Annotated in this window: 22 protein-coding genes; 16 read left to right on the plus strand and 6 right to left on the minus strand. The window is 40.8% G+C overall.

All coding sequences use genetic code 11. The features are described from left to right. Positions 1 to 22 precede the first annotated feature (22 nt). From FCN25_RS02725 to FCN25_RS02790, 14 genes are all read left to right on the plus strand, one after another. Positions 23 to 958 (plus strand): DUF58 domain-containing protein, encoded by a 936-nt coding sequence (locus tag FCN25_RS02725; RefSeq protein WP_137221750.1) that lies wholly within the window; start codon positions 23 to 25, stop codon positions 956 to 958. Beyond that, positions 959 to 1,501, plus strand: a complete 543-nt coding sequence (locus FCN25_RS02730) for a DUF4381 domain-containing protein (protein WP_137221752.1) — start codon at positions 959 to 961, stop codon at positions 1,499 to 1,501. Continuing rightward, positions 1,501 to 2,505, plus strand: a complete 1,005-nt coding sequence (locus tag FCN25_RS02735) for a VWA domain-containing protein (RefSeq protein ID WP_137221754.1) — start codon at positions 1,501 to 1,503, stop codon at positions 2,503 to 2,505. The genes FCN25_RS02730 and FCN25_RS02735 overlap by 1 nt, the downstream gene beginning before the upstream one ends. Continuing rightward, positions 2,505 to 4,634 (plus strand): VWA domain-containing protein, encoded by a 2,130-nt coding sequence (locus FCN25_RS02740; protein WP_254693714.1) that lies wholly within the window; start codon positions 2,505 to 2,507, stop codon positions 4,632 to 4,634. Before FCN25_RS02735 ends, FCN25_RS02740 begins: the two co-directional genes overlap by 1 nt. Then, positions 4,628 to 6,256, plus strand: coding sequence for a BatD family protein (locus tag FCN25_RS02745; RefSeq protein WP_137221758.1), 1,629 nt, complete (start codon positions 4,628 to 4,630; stop codon positions 6,254 to 6,256). Before FCN25_RS02740 ends, FCN25_RS02745 begins: the two co-directional genes overlap by 7 nt. A gap of 100 nt (positions 6,257 to 6,356) precedes the next feature. Beyond that, on the plus strand, positions 6,357 to 6,920 hold the full coding sequence (locus FCN25_RS02750) for a sigma-70 family RNA polymerase sigma factor (protein ID WP_137221760.1): 564 nt from the start codon (positions 6,357 to 6,359) through the stop codon (positions 6,918 to 6,920). Continuing rightward, positions 6,913 to 7,620 (plus strand): DUF3379 domain-containing protein, encoded by a 708-nt coding sequence (locus tag FCN25_RS02755; RefSeq protein WP_137221762.1) that lies wholly within the window; start codon positions 6,913 to 6,915, stop codon positions 7,618 to 7,620. The genes FCN25_RS02750 and FCN25_RS02755 overlap by 8 nt, the downstream gene beginning before the upstream one ends. Before the next feature lie 134 nt (positions 7,621 to 7,754). Further along, positions 7,755 to 9,212, plus strand: a complete 1,458-nt coding sequence (putP, locus tag FCN25_RS02760; RefSeq protein ID WP_137221764.1) for a sodium/proline symporter PutP — start codon at positions 7,755 to 7,757, stop codon at positions 9,210 to 9,212. 426 nt (positions 9,213 to 9,638) lie between these two features. Beyond that, positions 9,639 to 10,916: an OmpP1/FadL family transporter gene (locus FCN25_RS02765; RefSeq protein WP_137221766.1), complete on the plus strand. Its 1,278-nt coding sequence runs from the start codon at positions 9,639 to 9,641 to the stop codon at positions 10,914 to 10,916. A 213-nt stretch (positions 10,917 to 11,129) separates the two neighbouring features. Beyond that, entirely contained in the window at positions 11,130 to 12,179 is a 1,050-nt protein-coding gene (locus tag FCN25_RS02770) for an efflux RND transporter periplasmic adaptor subunit (protein ID WP_137221768.1), read from the plus strand. Positions 12,180 to 12,184: 5 nt separating this feature from the next. After that, on the plus strand, positions 12,185 to 15,457 hold the full coding sequence (locus FCN25_RS02775) for an efflux RND transporter permease subunit (RefSeq protein WP_137221770.1): 3,273 nt from the start codon (positions 12,185 to 12,187) through the stop codon (positions 15,455 to 15,457). 44 nt (positions 15,458 to 15,501) lie between these two features. Further along, the gene (locus tag FCN25_RS02780; protein WP_137221772.1) at positions 15,502 to 15,714 is read left to right on the plus strand and encodes a DUF2892 domain-containing protein; all 213 of its coding nucleotides are present in this window, start codon (positions 15,502 to 15,504) and stop codon (positions 15,712 to 15,714) included. Positions 15,715 to 15,784: 70 nt separating this feature from the next. After that, positions 15,785 to 16,111 carry a rhodanese-like domain-containing protein gene (locus FCN25_RS02785; protein ID WP_137227311.1) on the plus strand — a complete coding sequence of 109 codons (327 nt, stop codon included), beginning with the start codon at positions 15,785 to 15,787 and terminating at the stop codon, positions 16,109 to 16,111. Between the two features lie 453 nt (positions 16,112 to 16,564). Continuing rightward, positions 16,565 to 19,012 (plus strand): S8 family serine peptidase, encoded by a 2,448-nt coding sequence (locus tag FCN25_RS02790; protein ID WP_137221774.1) that lies wholly within the window; start codon positions 16,565 to 16,567, stop codon positions 19,010 to 19,012. An 80-nt stretch (positions 19,013 to 19,092) separates the two neighbouring features. Here FCN25_RS02790 and FCN25_RS02795 read toward each other — a convergent pair whose 3' ends face one another. The 5 genes from FCN25_RS02795 to FCN25_RS02815 form a co-directional block, all read right to left on the minus strand. Then, the gene (locus FCN25_RS02795; RefSeq protein WP_137221776.1) at positions 19,093 to 19,683 is read right to left on the minus strand and encodes a CBS domain-containing protein; all 591 of its coding nucleotides are present in this window, start codon (positions 19,681 to 19,683) and stop codon (positions 19,093 to 19,095) included. 207 nt (positions 19,684 to 19,890) lie between these two features. Beyond that, complete coding sequence (locus tag FCN25_RS02800) at positions 19,891 to 20,427, minus strand: YaeQ family protein (protein ID WP_137221778.1); 537 nt, start codon at positions 20,425 to 20,427, stop codon at positions 19,891 to 19,893. A gap of 77 nt (positions 20,428 to 20,504) precedes the next feature. Further along, complete coding sequence (locus FCN25_RS02805; protein ID WP_137221780.1) at positions 20,505 to 21,416, minus strand: bifunctional precorrin-2 dehydrogenase/sirohydrochlorin ferrochelatase; 912 nt, start codon at positions 21,414 to 21,416, stop codon at positions 20,505 to 20,507. Between the two features lie 8 nt (positions 21,417 to 21,424). After that, positions 21,425 to 21,784 (minus strand): rhodanese-like domain-containing protein, encoded by a 360-nt coding sequence (locus FCN25_RS02810; RefSeq protein WP_137221782.1) that lies wholly within the window; start codon positions 21,782 to 21,784, stop codon positions 21,425 to 21,427. A 135-nt stretch (positions 21,785 to 21,919) separates the two neighbouring features. Continuing rightward, complete coding sequence (locus FCN25_RS02815) at positions 21,920 to 22,240, minus strand: DUF2007 domain-containing protein (RefSeq protein ID WP_137221784.1); 321 nt, start codon at positions 22,238 to 22,240, stop codon at positions 21,920 to 21,922. A gap of 165 nt (positions 22,241 to 22,405) precedes the next feature. On the opposite strand from FCN25_RS02815, the gene FCN25_RS02820 reads away from it, so the two are divergent. Together FCN25_RS02820 and FCN25_RS02825 are read left to right on the plus strand one after the other, a co-directional pair. Continuing rightward, complete coding sequence (locus tag FCN25_RS02820; protein WP_137221786.1) at positions 22,406 to 22,807, plus strand: DUF3224 domain-containing protein; 402 nt, start codon at positions 22,406 to 22,408, stop codon at positions 22,805 to 22,807. Continuing rightward, complete coding sequence (locus FCN25_RS02825; protein WP_137221788.1) at positions 22,800 to 23,012, plus strand: hypothetical protein; 213 nt, start codon at positions 22,800 to 22,802, stop codon at positions 23,010 to 23,012. The genes FCN25_RS02820 and FCN25_RS02825 overlap by 8 nt, the downstream gene beginning before the upstream one ends. 62 nt (positions 23,013 to 23,074) lie before the next feature. Here FCN25_RS02825 and secF read toward each other — a convergent pair whose 3' ends face one another. Next, positions 23,075 to 24,022 (minus strand): protein translocase subunit SecF, encoded by a 948-nt coding sequence (gene secF, locus FCN25_RS02830; RefSeq protein WP_137221790.1) that lies wholly within the window; start codon positions 24,020 to 24,022, stop codon positions 23,075 to 23,077. Between the last annotated feature and the right edge of the window lie 7 nt (positions 24,023 to 24,029).

Genomic DNA, 24,029 nt, shown 5'->3' on the forward strand with positions numbered 1-24,029 from the left:
TATTATTAAGCATGATCAGGCTATGATGAACCAAACTAATTCATTACCACTTTACAGTGATGGTGTGAGCTTAAATGAGCAAGAGCTTATTGCTTGTCAAAGTCTGTCGCGCGCGATGCCCGATCGTAAATCACGCGCAAAAGCAGCATTGTCAGGTCATCGAAGCAGTCTTATCAAAGGCCGCGGGATGGAGTTTGCTGAAGTGCGTCATTACCAAAATGGTGATGACGTTCGCACCATTGACTGGCGGGTAACGGCACGCACAGGGGTGGCACACACTAAGTTGTTTGTTGAAGAGCGTGAACGCCCTATTCTGCTATTAATTGATTTAAGCCACAGCTTGTATTTTGGCTCACAACTCTTACTTCAATCGGTTCAAGTGGCACATTTAGCCGCAACATTAGGTTGGAACGCTATCAATAATGGCGATAGAATTGGAGCATTAATTGCCAGTGAAACAAATCATTTAGAGCTCAAACCACGTAGTCGTCGTCAAGGTATTTTGCAGCTAACCTCAGGGCTAATTAATGCGCATCAGCAGCAATTAGACCAAATTAATCAATTGTCACCCGAACCGGGTCATATGTTTAAAGCCTGTCAACGTTTACAGCGTATTGCTAAACCAGGATCACTTATTTGGATCATCACAGACGGGCAACACATTAACCAACAATGTTTAGCGCCATTAACGGAACTATCCCGCTACTGTGATATTGGTGTATTTGTAGTAACCGATCCTTTAAGACAAGGGACTTTAGCTTTACCCAAACAATTTGCCTTACCGGTACGTGATGGCCAGCAACAACTGACGTTAACCCGCCAAAGTTATGAAGCTTGGCTAGGCACTCAGCAACAAAAAATACAGCAATTTGTCTCGTTAATGAATTTAATAAAAGTGCAACCAAAGTTTATTGATGCAGGCAAACCGCTCAGTGCACAATTGGAAATTTTACGTTAAATGACCACTTCAAATTTACCGACACAGCCAATGCCAACTGATGAACATGTATCAGCATTATCTCAAATGCAAGATATTCAATTACCTGATCCAATAAGTGCAGTTCCCACAGCACCAGGGTATTGGATAATCGCAGCTGTATTTGTCATTTTAGCCTTGTGGTTGGCCAAACGCTTATATAAGCAGCGCCAATATCATGCTCCACGCAAAAAAGCGCTGACGCTACTCCAGAGTTATGACATTGAAGATGATAACTTTGCCGCACAGGTAAATAGCTTACTTAAGCGCACCGCATTAACTTATTTACCTCGCGAACATTTTGCCAAACTCAACGGACAACCTTGGTTTGATTGGTTAGATACCCGTCTGGCACCTGAACAACAACATAAAATTGGTCAGTTATTAATTAAGCGTCATCAAGCTAACGGTCTAAACCCATCTGAAAAAGTGCAATTACAACATTTAGCAAGCGCTTGGTTAAGCAATAAACGTCATTTTAATGATGTCACCTTAGCATCCACACCTACACATCAGGAGGCCTAATGTTAGCACTTTATTGGCCATGGTTATTAATATTGCTGCCGCTGCCGTTATTGATTAAACGTGTCAATATGAACAGCGCTGGCGGGTATTTACAATTACCGGGTATCTCCGCAACCGTCACAAATGCCACCACAACAAACTATAAATTTGGCCGAAAACGTTACTGGTTAATGTGGCTTTTTTTATTATTAGCGATAGCTCGACCACAATGGCTTGGCGATCCAATAGAACTACCGGCAAAAGGCCGCGATTTAATGATGGCAGTTGATTTATCGGGCAGTATGCAAATTGAAGACATGGTGATAAACGGACAAACGGTTAACCGATTTACGCTAATACAACATGTGCTTAGTGACTTTATTGAACGTCGAAAAGGAGATCGGCTTGGGCTGATCCTATTTGCTGACCATGCATATTTACAAGCACCACTAACGTTAGATCGTCGCTCAGTCGCCACATTTTTAGATGATGCGCAAATTGGCTTAGTCGGCAAACAAACCGCTATAGGTGAAGCCATAGCGCTTGCGGTTAAACGCTTTGATAAAGTTGCAGAAAGTAACCGAGTATTGATTCTACTGACAGACGGTTCTAATAACGCCGGTAACATAGAGCCTGAAGTTGCCGCGCAAATTGCCGCTAAACGTAATATCACCATTTACACTATTGGTGTTGGCGCAGATGTATTAGAACGTCGCACTATTTTTGGCAAAGAACGTGTTAATCCATCAATGGATTTAGACGAAGGCCAACTCAAAAAAATAGCAGATCTGACTAAAGGTTATTATTTTAGAGCTAGAAACAGCGAAGATCTCGAAGGCATTTATCAAGAAATAGACAAGCTAGAACCAGTGAGTCGAGATCAATTGAGTTACCGCCCTAAAAGTGAATTATTTTATTGGCCTTTATTAATGTCATTATTAATCAGTTTCTTAATCAGCTTGCAACAACTATGGCCTTCGTTAACATTACCTAAAACAGGCAAAAACAAAGAGGCGAACCAATAATGGTGCATTTTATTCGCCCTGAGTGGCTTTGGGGGCTCATCCCAGTTTTGATATTAAGCACACTATTTTGGCGTAAACAGAGTCAGCAATCGGCTTGGAAGCAATATATCGCCCCACATTTAAGCCAGTTATTAATAAGCCAAACTGTTGAGAAAACCCATCAACCTAAATGGTTATTAATAGTTTGTTGGATCATTGCCGTTATCGCTATTGCTGGTCCTGCATTAAATAAACAAAGCCTGCCGGTGTTTGCTACCGAGCAAGGTAGAGTACTGGTGATGGACATGTCTCAGTCAATGTACGCTACGGACTTAAGTCCTAATCGGTTATCTTATGCCAAATTTAGAGCGACCGATTTACTTAATGAATTAAAAGAAGGTGAAACCGGACTGATAGCCTATGCTGGTGATGCATACACTATTAGCCCATTAACTCGCGACAGTGGCACCATTTTAAACTTACTGCCTACATTATCGCCCGATATTATGCCGACCAAAGGCTCAAACTTGGCGGCTGCATTATCTTTGGCAGAAAAACTGCTCGCACAAGGCGGTCATGTTACTGGTGACATTATTGTTATGACCGATGGCATTTCCGCACACCAATTTAATCAAGCAACCACGGCGCTAAACAGTCGTTATCGTTTATCGATCATGGCTTTTGGCAGTAAGCAAGGAGCCCCTATCCGATTAGCTGACGGCCAATTACTACGTGATAATAGTAACGAAGTCGTTGTCGCTAAAACAGATTACGGTTTATTACAAAAACTGGTGCAACAACATCAAGGGATCCTCGTCCCAGCACAAACTGATGGCAGCGATGTCACCACCCTAACCCAGTGGTTGGCATCCGACGGTAAAGCAACCGAAACAGAACTTGCTGGTGAAGCATGGCAAGATCTGGGACCATACCTTGCCATGTTATTAATCATCCCGATGTTAATGAGTTTTAGACAAGGATTATTAACCATCATGCTTAACCCCGCATTGTTGCTGGCGACTGCAATGGCATTTAGTCTGACCCAGAGCCAACCGGCGCAAGCCTCTGTGTGGCAAGATTTATGGCAAACCAAAGATCAACAAGCACAATCGGCATTCCAACAAGGTGAATTTGCTCAGGCTGCTGACACATTTAAAGACTCACAATGGCGTGCTTCTGCCCACTATAAAGCAGGCGATTATCAACAAGCATTAGCCGAGTTTGAGCAAGATAATAGTGCCCAAGGTTTATATAATCAGGGTAATGCGCTGATGCAGCTAAAAGATTATAAAGAAGCAATCGCTCGTTACCAAAAAGCCATAGCAGCACTGTCACCTTTTAACGAGGCAGAAAAGAATTTGGCCTTAGCTCAAAAATTGCTTGAACAACAGCAACAAGATCCCTCTAAGCAAGAGTCAAATAAGTCAGAACAAGATCAGTCAAATTCAAATGATGATAATTCATCATCAGAGCAATCTTCGTCAGATAAAAGTGATTCAGATCAATCAAAGCCTGATCAGTCGCAATCAGGCCAACAGAAAAATCAACAGGGTCAACAAGATCAATCTGACCAACAAAGCCAAGATCAGAACACTGAAAATCAATCTAACGATAACAATGACCGTTCATCTGATAGCGAGCAACAACAGTCACAGAATCAACAGCCACAAGCTGATCAGACATCAAACTCTGATGAACAACAAAACGGTGAGCAATCGCAATCGGCACAGAATGATCAGCAACAAAGTGACCAAAAACAAAATAGCGCTGAGCCGCAGGCACCACAATCATCTGAAGATAACCAATCTTCTCAACAAAATGATGTTGCAAACCAAGACACGCCAGAGAATAACGAAGCGAGTATGCAGGCTAATGCCAGTAAAAGAGGTGAACAACAAACTGATGACAGTCAAAAAATGAATACTTCTGCAGCCTCAGCACAACCAAGTGACAAAACGGCAACAGAAGGTAAATCATCAGAAGTGATATCTGCATCGCAAGCAAACCAAGATAAACTGCCAGCAGATATGGAACGAGCCCTTCGCGCCATCAACGAAGACCCACAAGTGTTGATCCGTAATAAAATGCAGCTCGAATATCAAAAACGTCGTCAAAATAGTCAACCGACTAAGGATAATGAACAGTGGTAATTAGAACCTTTTGTAGCCTATTGCTATTCATCATTGCAGCCCCGGTATTTGCCCTTAGCCAAGTGCAAGCAACAATAGATCGTAACCCTGTCATTGCTGGGGAGTACTTTGTGCTCGATATTACGGCCGATGATGACCTCAGCGCTGGAGCGTTAGATACTTCAGTGTTACTCAAAAACTTTATTGTTGGCAGAACTAGTGTTGGCCGCAGTACCAGAATGGTTAACTTTGACACCACAAAAGAAACCCGATGGCAGGTATTACTGTCACCTAAATCATTAGGTGATGTCACCATACCGGCGTTCAATATCAACGGAGTAAGTTCACAGCCCATCTCGGTGAAGGTCATGCCTCAAGGTGCCAAGACCAGTGAAGCACAAAACGTGTTTATTAAGACTAACACCAATACTTCTGACGCTTATGTCGGTCAATTAATTACCTATAAAGTGAAGCTCTATTTAGCCGTTGAGCTGCAACGCGGTGTCATAAGTGCTCCCACAGTAGAAGGTGCGCAAGTCAAACAAATTGGAGAGGATAAAGACGGCAACGAAATTGTCGATGGCCGTCGGTTTAGAGTGATAGAACGCACTTACGGTATTATTGCCGATCTCCCAGGAGAATTAGTCATCAACGGCGCGAGCTTTTCAGGCGACGTACTTGTGGAAGCGCCAAGACGAGGTGGAATGTTTGGCTTTAACGAAAGTCGGCCGATGCAAACTGAAGCAGAAAGACAAGTCATTCAAATCAATTCAACACCGCCAAGCTACCAAGGAAAATGGCTTGTCAGTGACATTGCAGTATTAAAAGAAACTTGGCCAGACGATATCAGCGAATTTGAAGTAGGCAGCCCTATTACTCGCACCATTAGCTTGATAGCATCAAATACCGATGACACCAGCTTGCCCGATATCGATATACCGCTGGTTGAAGGATTAAAAGCCTATCCAGAAAAGCCATTAAGGCAAACCTTTGTACGCGACAATCAAGTTGTATCACAGTACAGTTTAACGACGGCCATAGTACCAACAAAACCGGGTACATACACATTGCCAGAGATACGAGTGCCTTGGTGGAATCCACATCTTAAAAAACAACAATTTGCTACTCTTCCTGCACGTACGATTAATGTTATTGGCAGTACCGTAACGCCAACAGATATTCCATCAGCGGACCGTTTTACGGTAAATAGCTCTGCTGGATATTGGCCGTGGATTAGCGGAGTATTGGCACTACTGTGGATAATAACGTTAGTATTATGGCGAAAAGCAGTAGCAGCAAATACTAGGGATAATCAGGTTTCTCCTAACCACAAAAAAACGCCATTAAAAAGCACGACCGCAGAATTAAAAGCCATTATTCATGCTTGCGATCGTAATGACAGTAGTGCCGCTATTAAAGCATTACAAGATTATTTTAGCGATCGCTTAGGCCAGCCAATGAGCTTGACTCAAATTAGTGGATTATCAACACAACTTGAAATTGCCATTAGTAAATTACAAGCTGATAAATACAGCCGTCATCCTCAAGCTATGGACAAAAAGTCACTCATAGATGCAATTTTAGCCTATCAACAGCCATCTCAAGCCAGTAGCAAATCGATAATTGCAGAGCTTAACCCTTAGATTAAAAAGCTAAATAGCAGAGTGTTTATGCTATTTAGCTTGCTATTAATCCCACCTCTTTTTAAGCTGTTACATATGATTAACTCAAAAAAGTTAAAAAATGTTTGATTACCTGCGTAAGAAAAAGGCTGAACCCGCGGTCTTATCTGAGATGCTAACAAAACAACGACGATACGATAGCCTTGTCAGGGCGCTTCATACCGACATTTTTCGCTATGCCTTTTGGTTATGTGGTGATAAACATGTCGCAGAAGATATTACTCAAGAAACGTTCTTACGAGCGTGGCGTTCTTTGGACTCTTTAAATGACGAAAAAGCCGCTAAAGCCTGGTTAATTACCATTTTAAGACGGGAAAATGCCAGACGTTTTGAGCGTAAACAATTTGACTACAGTGACGTTGAACAAGATTTACTTGAAGATGTTTTATCGACAAGTCATGAAGATGATACCGAACAGTATTGGTTACGTCGTCAAATAGGTAAACTCGATATTGAATATCGAGAGCCTTTGTTATTGCAGCTGATTGGCGGGTTTAGTGGTGAAGAAATTGCCACCATGCTCGAACTCAATAGAAATACGGTAATGACCCGTTTATTTAGAGCCAGAAACCAGTTAAAAGACGCTCTCGAAGCACCAGAGGTAAGAGGTCAATCAAATGGATGATCTACAGTTTCGTCGCCAAGCATACGGTGACCCCAATAATCAGTCCGATGAATTTTTAGCTCATTTAGCTGAAAATCAAGACGATGCTAAATTTGTCAAAGACCTAAAAGCATTTGACCATAAACTCACTCAAGCACTCAGTATTGATGTGCCTAATGATTTAGCTGATAAATTAATTTTACGACAGCAATTAAGCCAACACCAAAAGAGTAAAAAACACACTCGTTATATGATGGCGATGGCGGCATCAGTTGCTTTCATTGTGGGAGTCAGCTTTAGTTTATTGCGCTTTACGCCAGTAAACCTAGGGGAAAACTCATTGGCTCATGTTCATCATGAAACCAAAGCATTGATCATGGAACAAGATATTGGTTTTAATGACGTCAATTTTAAACTAGCTGGTTTAGATGGTTTGAGTGATTCTAAGTTTATTCAACAGCCTGGGCGTGTTTTTTACACTTCATATTGTGATTTTCAAGGTATCAAATCATTGCATTTGGTGATGGCTGACGAGCTTGGAAACAAGGTTACCCTGTTCATTGTGCCCATAGAAAACCGGATTGTATTAGAAGAAGCCTTTGCTGATAATCAGTATAAAGGCAAAAGTTTTCAAACAGCCGATGCTTATATGGTCTTGGTTGGAGAACCCGCTTCAGACCTTGATTTTGTCAAAAAAGAAGTTGAAAACACCTTTATTTAATATCTACTGATAACCATTTAAAATCCGCTACTTCATTGAATAGCGGATTTTTTTTCAACTAGAAAAATCAAAGTGTGAACTAAATCAAACTTCTGCTAGCATGTTGACCATAAGAATAATAACTTGGAAGCAATATGGATATTCAAACACCAATCATCATTACCTTCATCGGATACCTCGCCTTAATGATGACAATTGGTTACTGGGCCTACTGCAAAACCGATACCGTGGATGATTACATTCTTGGTGGCAGAAAAATGGGCCCCGCTGTAACAGCGTTAAGTGTTGGCGCATCAGATATGTCAGGTTGGTTATTACTTGGTTTGCCTGGTGCCGTATATTTAAGTGGATTAGGCGAAGCATGGATTGGTTTTGGATTAGTGTTTGGGGCTTGGCTTAATTGGTTATTTGTTGCTAGACGTCTGCGCATTTACACCCAAATGGCCGATAATGCATTAACATTACCCGACTTTTTTGAAAATCGATTTAATGATTCTCATGGGCTATTAAGACTTGTTTCGGCATTAACAATCCTAATTTTTTTCACCTTCTATACTTCTTCAGGCATGGTCGGCGGCGCAATATTATTTGAAAAAGTATTTGGCCTCGATTATACCGTTGCCTTATTGATCGGTTCATTCATTATCGTTTCTTATACCTTTGTTGGCGGATTTTTTGCCGTTAGTTGGACAGACTTCTTTCAAGGTTGCTTAATGTTAGTCGCGCTCGTCATTGTACCTATTTCAATCTTTAGCGAACCTAATACACAAGCCAATTTTGAACACATTGATCCCACCATGTTGTCGTTTATTAGTGAAAACACCACGGTGATGGGTCTTGTATCTTTATTGGCTTGGGGACTGGGTTATTTTGGTCAGCCGCATATTTTGTCTCGTTTTATGGCAATTGGAAATCCAAAAGATCTGGTGCTTTCACGTCGTATTGCCATGAGTTGGATGTTAGTGTCGCTAGTCGGTGCCTTAGCAACAGGTATTGCTGGTAGTCTTTACTTTGCCGCAGAGCCACTTAAAAACCCAGAGACGGTCTTTATTCATTTAGCCAATGCAGCTTTTAATCCTTGGGTAGGCGGCTTACTCATTGCGGCCATTTTATCTGCCATCATGAGTACCATTGATTCACAATTATTGGTCTGTTCTAGTGTAATCACTGAAGATTTTTATCTTAAATGGTTGCGTCCTCAAGCTAGCAGTAAAGAATTAATGTTAGTGGGTCGAATAGGTGTCATTGCTATCGCCTTAGTTGCTGGCTTAGTTGCGTTAAACCCGGAAAGCAGTGTATTGGGTTTAGTCAGTTATGCATGGGCTGGGTTTGGCGCGGCTTTTGGTCCTGTGGTGCTATTATCACTTTTTTGGCAGGGTTATAGCCGTAATGGGGCTATTGCAACCATTTTGGTGGGTGCGATAACTGTTGTAGTGTGGAAACAAATGACCGGGGGGCTTTTTGAGTTATATGAAATCGTTCCTGGGTTTGTTTTGGCAATGTTATTTGGCGTTATTATTAGTAAAGTTTCACCACCAACACAGAAAACTATCGCAGATTTCAACGTTTTTCGTCGTTCATTAACATCATAATTTTTACATAATTGAATGATATAAATAGCTCAACTTCTGTTCTCGAGGTTGAGTTATTTATTAACCGTTATTTCACCATTAGATAATAAACAACAATAAGTAAGACGATGTTAAGCGGTAAAAACCGATTGTTCTAAATTGTCATTCAGGCGCTTAATATTCATTCAGTATGAATAAACTTTAATTTACTTTATTTGGTTGTTTACTATCACATTAGTGCTGCCGCTAATTTACATATAGTGCCACGCTATCAAACACCTACTTCACGATTAAGATCTTAAATTAACTTAATGTTAACAACAGCTAACATCTGGTCGGAGTTGTTACATTGATCGCACTTACCTAAGATGCCCTAAATTTTTGCCGTCAACTCTCTAAAGTGATTAAAATTAACTCGAAAACGGTAATAACAAATGGGAAATAATAATGAATAAATTCAACAAGACACTCATTGCTGCTGCAGTAGGTTTAATCAGCGCACAAACGTCTGCAGCTGGTTTCCAGTTAAACAGTCAATCCGCAACTGGTATTGGTCGTGCCATGGCTGGTGATGCTGTTATTGCTGACAACGCCTCAGTTTTATCTCGAAATCCTGCAGCAATGGCTCTTTTTGATGAAACAGCACTATCTTTAGGCGTCGTTTATGCTGATATTGATGTATCGGTATCTGATATAGAAGGCAGTTTTGCTGGACAAGATGTCGTTTTTGGTAGTGAACATGATGCGGCTGAAGCTAAACTCATCCCAAATTTTTATTATATCAATCCCATTAACGACAAAATGGCTTTCGGGGTTGCCGCATTCACTAACTATGGTACCGGTACTGACTTAGGTGACTTGTCAAACAGAGCTCCTACTATTAGCGGTAATGCTGTCGCACTTCCACCGCCAGTTGATTTATTAGGTAACACTGAAGTGGTTACTATTAATTTCAATACCAGTATGTCATACCGAGTAAATGATGAGTTTAGTTTTGGTTTCGGTATTGATGCTATTTATGCCAGCGGAACCCTAACTCGAACTAACGAGCAATTGGGTAGCTTAGTTGATGTTGATGCTGATGGTTGGGCATTAGGCGGGATTGTCGGAGTGGTTTATGAAGTCAACCCAGATAACCGCTTTGGTTTAAGCTATCGTATAAGCCCTAAACTCACAGCTAAAGGTGATGTGAACTACTTGTATTCTGAATACAATGAAATTGATATTCCACTTGCTGATATTGCTCAGTTTGCCGGTTTCCACCAGCTAACAGACAAATTTGCCGTGCATTATACGGCCCAATGGACTAATTGGAGTGCATTCGACAAAATCGTGGTTAAAGACGGCGAGAATGGTGTCGACAAAGCTGATTTAAAAGAATACCACTGGAAAGATTCGTGGTTCTTAAGTTTAGGCGCTACTTATAATCTTACCCAAGATTGGACTTTACGCGCAGGGTTAGCAACCGACCAAGGTGTGGTTGATCAGCATTCATCTTTATCTATCCCAGATTCTGACCGAACTTGGTATACCGCTGGTGTGAGTTACGATTTAAATCAACAATCTACCGTTGATTTTGGTGTCGCTTTGGTTCGCGGAGAAGATGTGACAGTGTTAGAAGATAGTAACCTTCTTGCACAAGTCGCTAGGTATAATAGTGAAATATCAGCTCAAACCCGCTCAAATGCTGTTTATTACTCAGTACAATATAACTACAGCTTTTAACTAGCTGTTTTTAAACATTAATATCTATTGTTTTTTGCGCTCACTCACGACGGGCTAAATAACCAAACGGATTCTACTAAGTCGCCGGTTATCTTTAATTGGCGGCTTTTTATATCAACATGTTCTAATTTATAAAGTTTTACAATTTATCGGTTGCTTAACTGGTTAAAGTCCATTAGAATTTTCTTATGAACATCAATCAAGGCTATCGCTATGTCTCACTTATCCAAAAAATTATTCTTCAGTGCCATCTTAGCCTCAATCATTTTACCCGGTGCTGCACAAGCCTCTGATGTTAAAACATTAACACTTGCATATTCCCAACAACTTCAACCACGACTTTACGATGCTAAAATTGAAGCAATTAAAGCAGCAACGGTGTCGGCACAAACCTCAGGGCGAATAATAAAAATCTTGTTTGATGTGAACGATCTTGTTCCGCAAGGTGCGGCATTATTAGAGATAACCAACAAAGAACAAGGCGCTGGATTAGCGGGTGCCGAAGCTGAACTCGCAAAAGCAGAAGCCCTTAACAGCGAGGCTCAAGCGCAATATCTCCGTTATAAGACTTTGTTCCCAAAGGGAGCGATATCTAAAGGCGCAATGGATGAAGCCACTGCCAAAGCAAAATCCAGTAAACAAGCCGTCAGCGCAGCTCAAGCGTTATTAATTAAGGCGAAAGAAAGCTTAAATTATACTGTCGTTAGCGCGCCCTTTAGTGGCCGAATGACCCAACGTTTTATTGAATTAGGTGAAACGATATCCTACGGCCAAGCGTTATTTTCCGGTTACGATACTCAACACCTCAGAGTCGTATTTCAAATACCACAACAAGACGTAGCCCTATGGCAGCAACAGGATCAAGTAACCGTACAATTGTTCAACGGAGATAAAATCACTTCAAAAGAGATTAACGTATACCAATTTGCCGATCCGCAGACTCATCAACATCAAGTTAGAGTCAACCTTGATGCTAATAACATCGAAAATGTGACTGTTGGTGAGTGGAGTAAAGTTATAATAGACATTCCTAGCGAACCCAGTTTAATGATCCCACTATCAGCTATACACCAAGTCAGTGATTTGACGTCTGTATACCGTAAAAATGCAGATAAGGTAGTACTCAATCAAGTGCGTATAGGCCGAATTGATACTAAAAATAATACTGCAGAAGTATTATCCGGCCTCATGGTTGGTGACGAAATTGTTATTGACGCCGGCCGTTATTTAATTAATTCCTCAGCAGCACAAGCTCAGGAGTAACCCCGATGACAACACCAAATGATTCAAAAAAACTCGGTATTTCTGGCTCCATAGCAAAGACATTTCAACATAATGCCATTACACCTTTGTTAGCCATTTTGGGGTTATTACTCGGTATTTTTGCCGTAATCATCACCCCAAAAGAAGAAGAACCTCAAATTGATGTCACTTTTGCTGATGTGTTTATTCCCTACCCTGGTGCTACACCCACAGAAGTAGAGAATCAAGTTACCTTGCCAGCAGAACGCATCATTTCTGAAATAAAAGGGATTGATACGCTTTACTCCTTTTCTCAGCCTGATGGCGCGCTCATTATTGCCATTTTTGAAGTTGGGGTTCCACGAGATGAAGCCGTGGTTAATTTATATAACCAACTTTACTCAAATAGCGACAAGTTTAATCATGCAGCAGGTATTGGTCAGCCGTTAATCAAACCCAGAGGCATTGACGATGTGCCAATAGTAGGATTAACGCTTTGGTCTAAAGACCCTAGCATGACGGCAGAGCAACTCACCTTAGTTGCATCAGGTCTAGAAACTGAACTAAAACGGATACCGGGTACACGAGAGATTTATACCCAAGGTGGCCATGAAATAGTGTTAAATGTGCGTATAGATCCGGTGAAAATGAACAGCTTCGGGGTGACATTTACCGATATCAGTAACGCACTGCAGAATAATAACCAAGCGTCGACCCTCGGTTCGATGACGCAATATAATCAAGAAATTAAGCTGCAAACGGGTCAGTTTTTACAAACTCCGGATGATGTCAGTAATCTATTAATCAAAGTGAATCAACCCGAGGCAACTACAGAACAAACTCCATTGCCTCAAGCAGTATATTTATCTGATATTGCCAATGTAAGTCTTAAAAGCGATATCCCCAAACAACACGTTTGGCATGTAACAGATAAAGGCACTTATCCTGCTGTTACTATCGCAATCGGTAAACAAGCCGGTCAAAATGCCGTTGATATTGCTAATGCTGTGTTAGCTAAAATCGATGCCGTCGATAATGTGTTAATTCCAGATAATGTTGACGTTGCAGTCTCCCGAAACTACGGTAAAACAGCCGGAGATAAATCCAACACCCTTATATTCAAGCTGATTTTTGCTACATCTGCAGTTGTGCTCTTGGTGTTTTTCGCCATGGGATTACGCGAGTCAGCCGTGGTCGGTGTTGCGATTATTATCACTCTCGCCATTACCCTGTTTGCATCTTGGGCATGGGGATTTACGTTAAATCGGATTTCATTGTTTGCACTTATTTTCTCTATTGGTATTTTGGTCGATGATGCCATCGTGGTGGTAGAGAATATTCACCGACATATGGCAATGAGTGATAAACCCATTGGTGAACTTATTCCTCATGCCGTTGATGAGGTGGGCGGACCAACAATATTAGCCACCTTTACGGTAATTGCAGCGTTATTACCTATGGCATTTGTATCAGGACTAATGGGACCATACATGAGCCCAATTCCAATTAATGCCAGCATGGGGATGATTATTTCATTGTTAATCGCCTTTATTATGACGCCTTGGTTAAGCAACCATTTACTTAAGCCTCATAAAAAGTCATCTAGTTCAAATAGTGCAGCGACAAATACTGGCATTGCGGTTGAAGAAGACAATCGATTAACACGTTTGTTTACGCGAATAATGAGTCCTTTTTTAATCGGCGAACATGCCCCAAAAGCACGTAAAGGCTTAGCTTTAGGGATCATATTATTGATTGTCTTTGCTACCGCCTTACCTGTAATGCAAGCTGTGGTATTAAAAATGCTGCCTTTTGATAATAAATCAGAGTTTCAGGTGATGGTCGACATGCCTGAAGGAACTCCTGTGGAGCAAACACAAAGAGTACTACAAGATCTTAGTCAATATCTCAGCAATGTAGAAGAGGTTGAGCATTTACAGTTGTACGCCGGTACACATGCTCCAATGAACTTTAATGGTTTGGTACGACATTATTTTTTACGTAGCAGCCAAGAGCTGGGAGAAATCCAAGTTAATCTAGTGGATAAGAAACATCGCGACCGTGACAGTCACACGATTGCATCATCTGTACGCGAACCATTGCAACAAATTGGTCTACGCTATCAAGCCAATATCAAGATTGTTGAAGTGCCTCCAGGACCGCCAGTTTGGTCCCCTATCGTAGCCGAGGTTTATGCACCTAACACCGAGTTACGTGAGCAAGCAGCCAATGACTTGTTACAGCGTTTCAAAGATACTGAATACGTTGTTGATATGGATATCTATCTGCCAGCACAGCAACAGAAATGGCAAGTCATTATTGACCGTAATAAAGCCAGTTTAATGGGGGTTTCTTATGCCAGTATCGTGGAAGCTATCAGCACTGCTGTTGATGGTAAGGATGTCAATTATTTACATCAAGAACAGTTAATGCAGCCCACGCCGATAAGATTACAGCTTGATGAAGCGGCTAAATTGGACTTAAAACAAGTATTGCTATTACGTTTGCCGAGTCAGTCAGGTAGCACAGTACCATTGGCTGAATTAGTAAAAGTACATCAACAGACTATTAATGCACCGATTGTTCATAAAAACATGGTGCCAATGATCATGGTCATTGCTGATATGGCAGGCCCAACAGGCAGCCCTCTTTATGGGATGTTCGACATGGTTAGTCAAATTAATCAACAAAATGAACAAGGTGACTCAAGCTATCCTATTCAACAAAACTTGGTTAATCAGCCTGATGGATTAACAGATGTATCTATTTTATGGGACGGTGAATGGAAAATAACTTATGAAACCTTCCGCGATATGGGTATTGCATATGCCGTTGGCATGATCGCCATTTACTTACTCGTAGTGGGTCAATTTAAATCTTATATTGTGCCACTCATTATCATGGCGCCAATTCCATTAACTATTATCGGCGTTATGCCAGGACATGCTTTGTTAGGCGCTCAATTCACCGCGCCTTCTATGATAGGCATGATAGCGCTAGCCGGCATTATTGTTCGAAACTCAATATTGCTAGTTGATTTCATTAATCAACAAATAGCCGCAGGCGTGCCCTTAGAGCAAGCTGTTATCCACTCTGGCGCGGTACGGGCAAAGCCCATTATGTTAACAGCATTAGCGGCAATAATTGGAGCGTTATTTATTATAGATGACCCCATTTTTAATGGTTTGGCCATTAGTTTAATTTTTGGGATTTTTATCTCAACCATTTTAACGTTAGTCGTTATACCGGTGTTGTATTTTTCGGTGATGAAACATAAATACATCAATAAAGAAAGTTAACATATTATTTTGCAAACAGGGCAAAGCCCAATAGGAAGTTAAAAATGTCATTAGAAAGATGTATTATAGCCTTTGGTGGTTTTATGGTTTTATTGTCCGTAGTCTTAACAGTAACCGTCAGCCCATACTTTGTCTGGCTTACTGTATTTGTAGGCGCTAATCTATTTCAGAGTGCATTTACAGGTTTTTGTCCAGCTGCGATAGTAATGAAAAAAATGGGCATTAAAACAGCAGCTGAAATAGCATTAGCTAAATAGAAACAAGGAAATAATTGTGTTAAAAAATTCGATTACCAAATTATCCAGTCAGTTATTAGCATTAGTTGCAATGTTAGCAGTATCTTTTATTTCACCAGCACAAGTGGTAGAACAAGATCCAAATGTGGCTTGGCAAAAAATAGATAAAGGGGATATGGTAATTGATGTCCGTACTGCAGAGGAGTTTGCAGCGGGTCATATTAATGGCGCAATTAATATCCCATTCGATCAAATAGTGCCCCAACTAGCGAAATTGAATTTAGCAAAAGATACCGATGTCGTATTGTATTGCCGTAGTGGACGTCGAAGTGGAATGGCGCAAAATGCATTAGTTAAGCAAGGGTATAGTAAAACCTATAATGCTGGCGGTTTAGACACATTAATGTCGTCACGATAATCTCTGCCATCAACTAAATCTATAATACTAAAAACCACCATCGGTGGTTTTTTATTATCTGTGATAAAACTGATAAGTTATTTCCTCTCTCTTCGTAAACACTTTTCCCCTCCTACTTTGTAAAACTACACTCAGTTACATTAACAAAATGTTCATTAGTAAAAACTGATTAATTCGTTCGAACCTAAACTAAACTAAATCACTACATCAAATAAATAAAGCATTACTAATCAGCCACTTTAACAAAATAAAATAAAAGTAAAATTCACTAAAACGATTTGTAAATCCAAAATAAAACAGAATAACGCGCTGCTACGCAAGCAACAAATAATTAACTTAATGTTTACATTCGGTTAATTATTGATTACCTTTTAAACAGGTAAGCAGAATAAGCTTATCAATAAAACATAATTATAAAAGACATTACGTCCCCTGATTAACATGGAAGATAATATGAAAAATCATAAAAACCCAGCTGTCGTGCTTAGCATGACTGCACTCGCTTTGGCTATTTCAACTCAAGTCAACGCAGCACCAGCCCCTTCTCAACTCTCAGCAACTAACCAACAGATTCAGCAAGAGTCTCCCCTACCTAAACGTTATATTGTTAAATTTCGAAATGACAATGCCGCACAAACATTGAGTAGTAGTGCAGCAATACAAAATTTAGATGTAGAAACAGACAGCAATAGCATGTCTTATGAACCTCGTTCAAATGAAGTATTCACTCAGTATAGAGCGTTAAATAGCGTTAAAGCACGAGAAATGAAACGTGTTGGTCGTAGTAATAGTTACTCGGTGAAACTCGACTCGCCTTCGATTAAAGCATTGCGTTTGCGTCAAGACGTTGAATATGTAGAAGAGGATTTGCCTCGTAGACTGCTCGCAGAGACAACGCCTTGGGGACAAACTTTTGTTGGTGCAACCGTCTTAAGTGACAGCCAAGCAGGTAATCGTACTATCTGTATTATTGATTCTGGTTATGACCGTAGCCACAATGATTTAAGCGGTAACAATGCAACTGGTACCAATAATTCAGGCACAGGTAACTGGTATCAACCAGGTAATAATAATGCTCATGGTACTCATGTAGCAGGTACCATTGCCGCTATTGCTAATAGTGAAGGTGTTGTTGGGGTAATGCCTAATCAAAATGCCAATATTCACGTTGTTAAAGTATTTAATGAGGCAGGATGGGGTTACTCGTCATCATTAGTAGCCGCTATCGATACCTGTGTTGATTCAGGTAACGCAAACGTTGTCACCATGAGCTTAGGTGGCAGTGGCTCAACAACCACTGAGCGCAATGCATTAACGGCTCATTACAATAATGGAGTGTTATTAATTGCGGCGGCGGGTAATGCTGGCGACAGTTCTTATAGCTACCCAGCATCTTATGATAGCGTTATGTCTGTTGCGGCAGTTGACAGCAATCTCGATCATGCTGCTTTTTCACAGTATACAGACCAAGTTGAAATTTCGGGACCCGGTGAGGCAATTCTATCAACGGTAACCGTCGGCGAAGGTCGTTTAGCTGATATAACCATTGGTGGCCAATCATACTTTAACAATGGCGTAGTACCGCACAACCGCTTAACGCCATCAGGGAGCAGCTATACTGCTGCACCTATTAACGCGAGTGCTACGGCCACACTGGCTGAATGTACCGTGAGTGGGTCTAGCTTTAACTGCGGTAATATGAGCAACAAAATTTGTTTAGTTGAACGTGTTGGGAATCAAGGTTCTAGCTATCCCGAAATAGACTCAACAAAGGCCTGTAAAGATGCTGGTGCATCTGGGATCATCGTCTACAGTAATAGTGCGTTACCTGGCTTACAAAATCCATTTTTGGTTGATGCTAATAGTGACATAACCGTTCCTTCTGTCTCTGTAGATCGTGCTACGGGTCTGGCACTTAAAGCCCAAATAGGCCAATCCGCTACGGTAAGTAACCAAGGTAATGAAGATTACGAATATTACAATGGTACCTCAATGGCAACACCACATGTATCAGGGGTAGCAACATTGGTGTGGAGTTACCACCCGGAATGTAGCGCCAGTGAAGTACGTGCGGCATTGAATGCAACAGCAGATGACCTAAGCGTTGCCGGTCGTGATAACCAAACAGGTTACGGTATGGTCAATGCAACCGCAGCAAAAGCTTACCTAGACGAATCATGTAATGGCCCAACCGATCCGGGAACAGGTTCTGGTGACAGCGTACTTGAAAACGGTGTGGCAAAAACAGCTTTAGCTGGTGCTAAAAACGATGAGTTATATTTCTCGTTAGACGTTCCTGCAGGCGCAAGTGATTTAAGTTTCACCATGAGTGGTGGTACAGGTGATGCTGACTTGTATGTACAGTATGGCGCATCTCCTACCAGCAGTAGTTACGACTGTCGTCCATGGAAAAGTGGTAATGCTGAATCTTGCCCAATAGCAACACCTCAATCTGGTACCTACTATGTGATGGTACAAGGTTACAGTGCATTTAATGGTGTAGGTTTAGTGGCTAACTACACCGCTGGTAGCACTGGTGGCAGCAACACAGGCGGCCCTGCTAGCTACACTAATACTGGGAATTATACGATCCCAGACAACAGCACTACTGGCATTACTAGTCCTATAACGGTTAGCCGCAGTGGTGATTCTGGAACGGTATCAGTGTCTATAGGAATTATTCATACTTATATTGGTGATTTAAAAATCCAGTTAGTTAGCCCTACGGGCCAAACTGTTGTACTGCATAACAACACTGGTGGTGGTACTGATAATCTAACCCAGACTTACACAGCTAATATGGCAGGTGTTGAGTCAAGTGGTATATGGACATTGAAAGCAGTTGATAATGCCAACCAAGACACCGGATATATCGATACTTGGAGTTTAAGCTTCCAATAATATAGTTCGGTTGAACATAAAAATAGCCACATAATGTGGCTATTTTTTATTCATTAGTTAATGGGGGGTTAACTTTAATATTATGGTACTTTCAGTCCAACAGGTTGCTGATTTTTAGTAATAACGTCAAATATTGATGCAAAAGAGTTTGGTGTACTTACATCGACGGCAAGCTTTAATCGGCGAGCAATATCATTAGCAGATAATACGCCTCGAATAGTATGATTTTCTCGATCTAACACTAAACAATGCTGCTGCCCTGCTGACTGCAATGTCTCAATCACATCACCTATCCGTGCATAACTTAAATCGTCAAAATCAATCGCTTTAAGTTGTTCCTTAGGGATCATAAAATCAGCAACCGTAAGCTGTTCACGCTGATGCCCCGCAGCAACACGTTTTAATATCTCTTGATTTTGTAAAGACTCAAAACTGATTAAGCCGATAAACCTGTTTTTATTATCGATCACTAATTTTAGACGCACATGAGACTTCTGCATTAAATGTTCAACGTTAACAGCTGATGTACTCGATTCGATAACTTGTGGAGTCACATTCTTGAAATCAGTAAACACATTTATGGCCGAGGAAAGCATTGAAATGTCTTCATGAGCTTCTGGCGAGGTCAATTCATCAATTCTTTCAATTGGGTACAGGGCTAATTGCTTCACAATAACATCCTTAATCAATAACTATCGTAAAAATAAAACATCATATATATTAATGATTTAGTCAGTCATTTGATGTTTACTATCTGATTTGATTATCTGCCTGTGTTTTTATTAGTACAAGACCCATTTAATTAAACTTAATTAACCATTGCTAAACTAAGGTTGAAATCACTTTATTGTCGTTATAAATATGGTTCAGACCGCTACTTACTTTAATATTTCAGGCTCGATCAACACACTATCATTAGCATCAGATAGCCACACTTGCCCCTCACTTATGCTGACTTGTAATGCCATGTTACGACTAACAAAAACTTCCATTTGTTTGACCGCCTCTTCTGGAAAGTTAATCACGGTTAAATTATCGTAGCGGGTGAATGCTTGCTGGTTTTGTTGCCACCAAATAGGCACACTTCGGCCACCATAAGTATATAGAATGACTTGCTTTGATCGTCCACAAGCTTTTCTGAGCCACTTTTCGTCCGCTTGACCAAACTCAACCCAAAGATCTATTTCACCACTCAAGCTTTTGTCCCAAAGCTCTGCTTCATCATCAACGCATAAACCTTTACTAAACACTAAACTATCCGATGCATTTAAAGCGAATGCCAGTAAACGTACCATCATACGAGTATCCGTTTCAGATGGGTGTTGTGCTAGGGTAAATTGATGATCCGCATAATAATGACGATCCATATCAGCAATCTGCAGTGATACTTTAAAAACGGTAGCTTTAGCAGCCATAAAGGGTTCCAAACAATATAAAAAAACGAGTCTACTACAAAGTAGACTCGTCATAATAGAATATCTGGAAAAACGCTTTAAATCGCGCCAGGTCGTAGATGTTTTGCCATCGGGAAATGTGCACTGAACTGAGCGATTTGAGCAACAGAAGAAACGATTAACATACGACTTCCTTGTTCATATTGATGTGTGATATCACTTAATAAAGGAATAACGTCTCTGTTTGCATCTCGCCTTAATAATTCATTAATCTCACTATCCAGCGCACTATCGCTGTAGATCACGTCTAACGTCTGTAACAAAGGCATTGCAGCAATCGGGAGTAAATGTGCCGGCGTATCCACAGTCAACAAGAGGATTTCCCCCTTAACACCAAAGTTTTCAAAGGCCTCTAGATAGCGCTGTTCTGTTGACGAATCAAATTTATCTTGGTTAATGGTAAAAAACCGCTCCCAAAACAATCGTCTATCTTTTCCAGCAAGCAATTTATTTTGTACTTCTTCGCGTTTACTGGCAACAAAATCAAACAGAGGGGCTAACGATGACGGTAGCATTGTCTCGAGGCGGGAACGAATAGTTCGCGCAAAAACTGGCGCTGCACCTGCGGTACTTATCGCAACCACTAACCGACCGCGATCCACTATCGAAGGCGTAATAAATCGACAAAATTTAGGACTATCGACCACATTCACCCAAATCCCCCGCTCAGTTGCCAATTGCGCAAAATCCTTGTTCAATTGCTCATCGGCAGTAGCAAGATAAATGATATCAACATTGGCAATATCATCACTGCGCACTTCGCGGCGAGACAACTGAATGCGCCCTAGGGAATAATAATGTTCAATATCGTTGGCAACCGTTGGTGCTATTACATGAATATGAGCATCTGTACGAGACAACAGATCTAGTTTACGAGTGGCAACCTCACCAGCACCCACCAATAAGACCCGCAGACCTTGAGTATCAACAAATAATGGGAAATATTGCATTAACCTACTCAGTCTTCAACGATAGGGAATTGATGTTGTATCCATGCACGGTAACCACCAATCATTGAGGCAACTTGCGTATAACCCATAAGCTGTAAGTTATAGGCAGATAATGCTGCACGTTGACCTGCTCCACAATAAAGTAATATTGGGGTATTTTTATCTGGGAAACGATGCTCTATATCACGTTCAATAATGCCACGACTGAGGTGTTTTGCATTAGGTAAATGTCCTTGTAACCACTCGCTATCTTCTCGTACATCAATTAATTGCCATTGATCTTGTTGTTGATATTGTTCAATCGTTAACAAAGTTACATGGGGTAAAACAGAATCAACCAAACTAGCGAATGCTGGTGATGCTTGCATAATACTTCCTTAAGATAGGTAACGTCACTCATCCGTGACACATTAAGTATCCAATACGTCATAAACTTAAAAGTGGTTTCACAAAATTATTTATATGCTCACACTGGTTGACTAAAAACGATCTTATCCAAGTGCTTATTCATTATGCATTTCACTTTTTGGGGAACTGCATTGCCAACACAATTCAAAACTTCCTTCGTTAATTTCATGGCATTGAACACATTGCCATTGAGGTTGCTCGATATCGAGTGCATCAAGTAACGTTTGCGCAGCGACAAGTTGATTATTTGCTACCCATAACTCGACCGTCTGCATTTCTATAGGCAAACCGCCGACACCACCAATGAGTGCCTCGCCTTTAAGATCAACTTCAATGCCGCTGGTTTCAAGTAACCCTTTCCATGTGTGAGCCTGCAGTAGATTACCACCGGCCAATAATACTTTTCGTTGTTCCATGCGTTATCCTACTGCATTGCTCTTGCTGGCAAATTTGTTTTATCCTACTTCCTCTATCAAAATCTGTCGAGTCTTGTTTATAAGTTGGACATTTGCCATAGACAATGGTTATGTTAACTATATACAAGCTATTCGCATTTAATAACATTATAAGCGGGTTTCTACATGACAAAAATAGTCTTAAAAGGTGTATTTCAAATCACAGCTTGGAATGAATCGACTTATGCTGAACACGACAATAACAGCAAACAAACCATTGCTGAAATTACTCAAACTTATTCTGGTGATATCAATGGTTCAGCTCAAATTCGCTATGTAATGTCATATCAAAATGGGGAGGCTGCGGTATTTGTTGGAATGGAGTACTTAACCATAAACACGCCAGAAATAGCTGGCACCATAGTGTTACAACATAATGGGGTACTTTCACAAGGTGTTGCCCAAAGCCAGTTCAATATAATCGCTGACTCGGGTACCGAAAACTTGCATCAATTTATTGGTCACGGTGAGTTTACATCAACTGAAAACGGCCAAGCTGAATACCTCATTACCTTAGATCATGACTAAGATAACTATTTCTCGTTTGGAGACGAATGTAGGTACATTTAGAGTGTCTGGCACTATGACGTTAACTTCACTGATTTTAAACGCTATTGAAATACTCGGCAGTGATGGATGGGAAGCTCTGATAATCGATCCACAAACTCAATGGTACAAAACGTTAATTGCTGCCTGTGAAGTGCATTTAGCAGAACAAAAGAAGTTAACTTAGCCATAAAAAGAAACCCCAGCAAGCTGGGGTTTCTTTTTAGTGATTAAGATTAATAATACCTATTAAGGCATCATTGAAGGTTGATCTGCACCTTCTTTCTCAATCTCTACTGGTAACATATGCTCACGGTTAATACCCAATTTAATGGCTAAATAACTTGCCACATAAATCGATGAGTATGTACCAACAAAAATACCTAATAACAATGCAGTTGCAAAGCCATGGATCATTGTGCCGCCTTTTAAAAACAGCGCTATAACGGTAATTAATGTAGTACCTGTGGTAATAACAGTACGACTCATAGTCTGAGTGATTGAGGTATTTACAATCTCTACTGGAGTAGCTTTACGCATTTTAAGGAAGTTTTCACGGATACGGTCATACACTACGATAGTATCGTTAAGTGAGTAACCCACAACCGTTAATAAACCTGCCAATACGGTCAAGTCAAACTCAAGCTGTAATACCGAAAATACCCCTAAGGTTACAATAACGTCATGTGCTAACGCGGCAACAGAACCTGCAGCTAAGCGCCATTCAAAACGAAAGGATACATAGATAAGAATACAAATTAAGGCAACAATAACCGCTAAGCCACCCTGCTCAGCTAATTCCTTACCGACTTGTGGCCCAACAAATTCAACACGTTTTTGAATCACGCCTGAATCAATTGACTGGGCTGCAGTTAATACTGCCGCAACCTGCACATCGCTTTTTAGCTCATTTCTGACGGGTAGACGAACTAAAATGTCGCGGCTTGAACCAAAGTTCTGTACCACTGCACCTTCTGCTTCATCTGTCGTCATTGTTGCACGTAAAGCATTTAAGTCGACTGGAGCTGAAAACTCCATTTCAACAACCGTACCACCGGTAAAGTCTAATCCCCAGTTAATACCTTGGACGCCTAACGACACAAAAGAAGCAATAACTAAGATCAACGACATAACACTAATAGGAAGTGCATGACGAAGGAAGTCGACGGTGTTCTTTACTGAAAATATCTGCAACATATTCAAC

The sequence above is a fragment of the Shewanella sp. MEBiC00475 genome (genome assembly GCF_005234075.1).
Lineage (GTDB): Bacteria > Pseudomonadota > Gammaproteobacteria > Enterobacterales > Shewanellaceae > Shewanella > Shewanella polaris.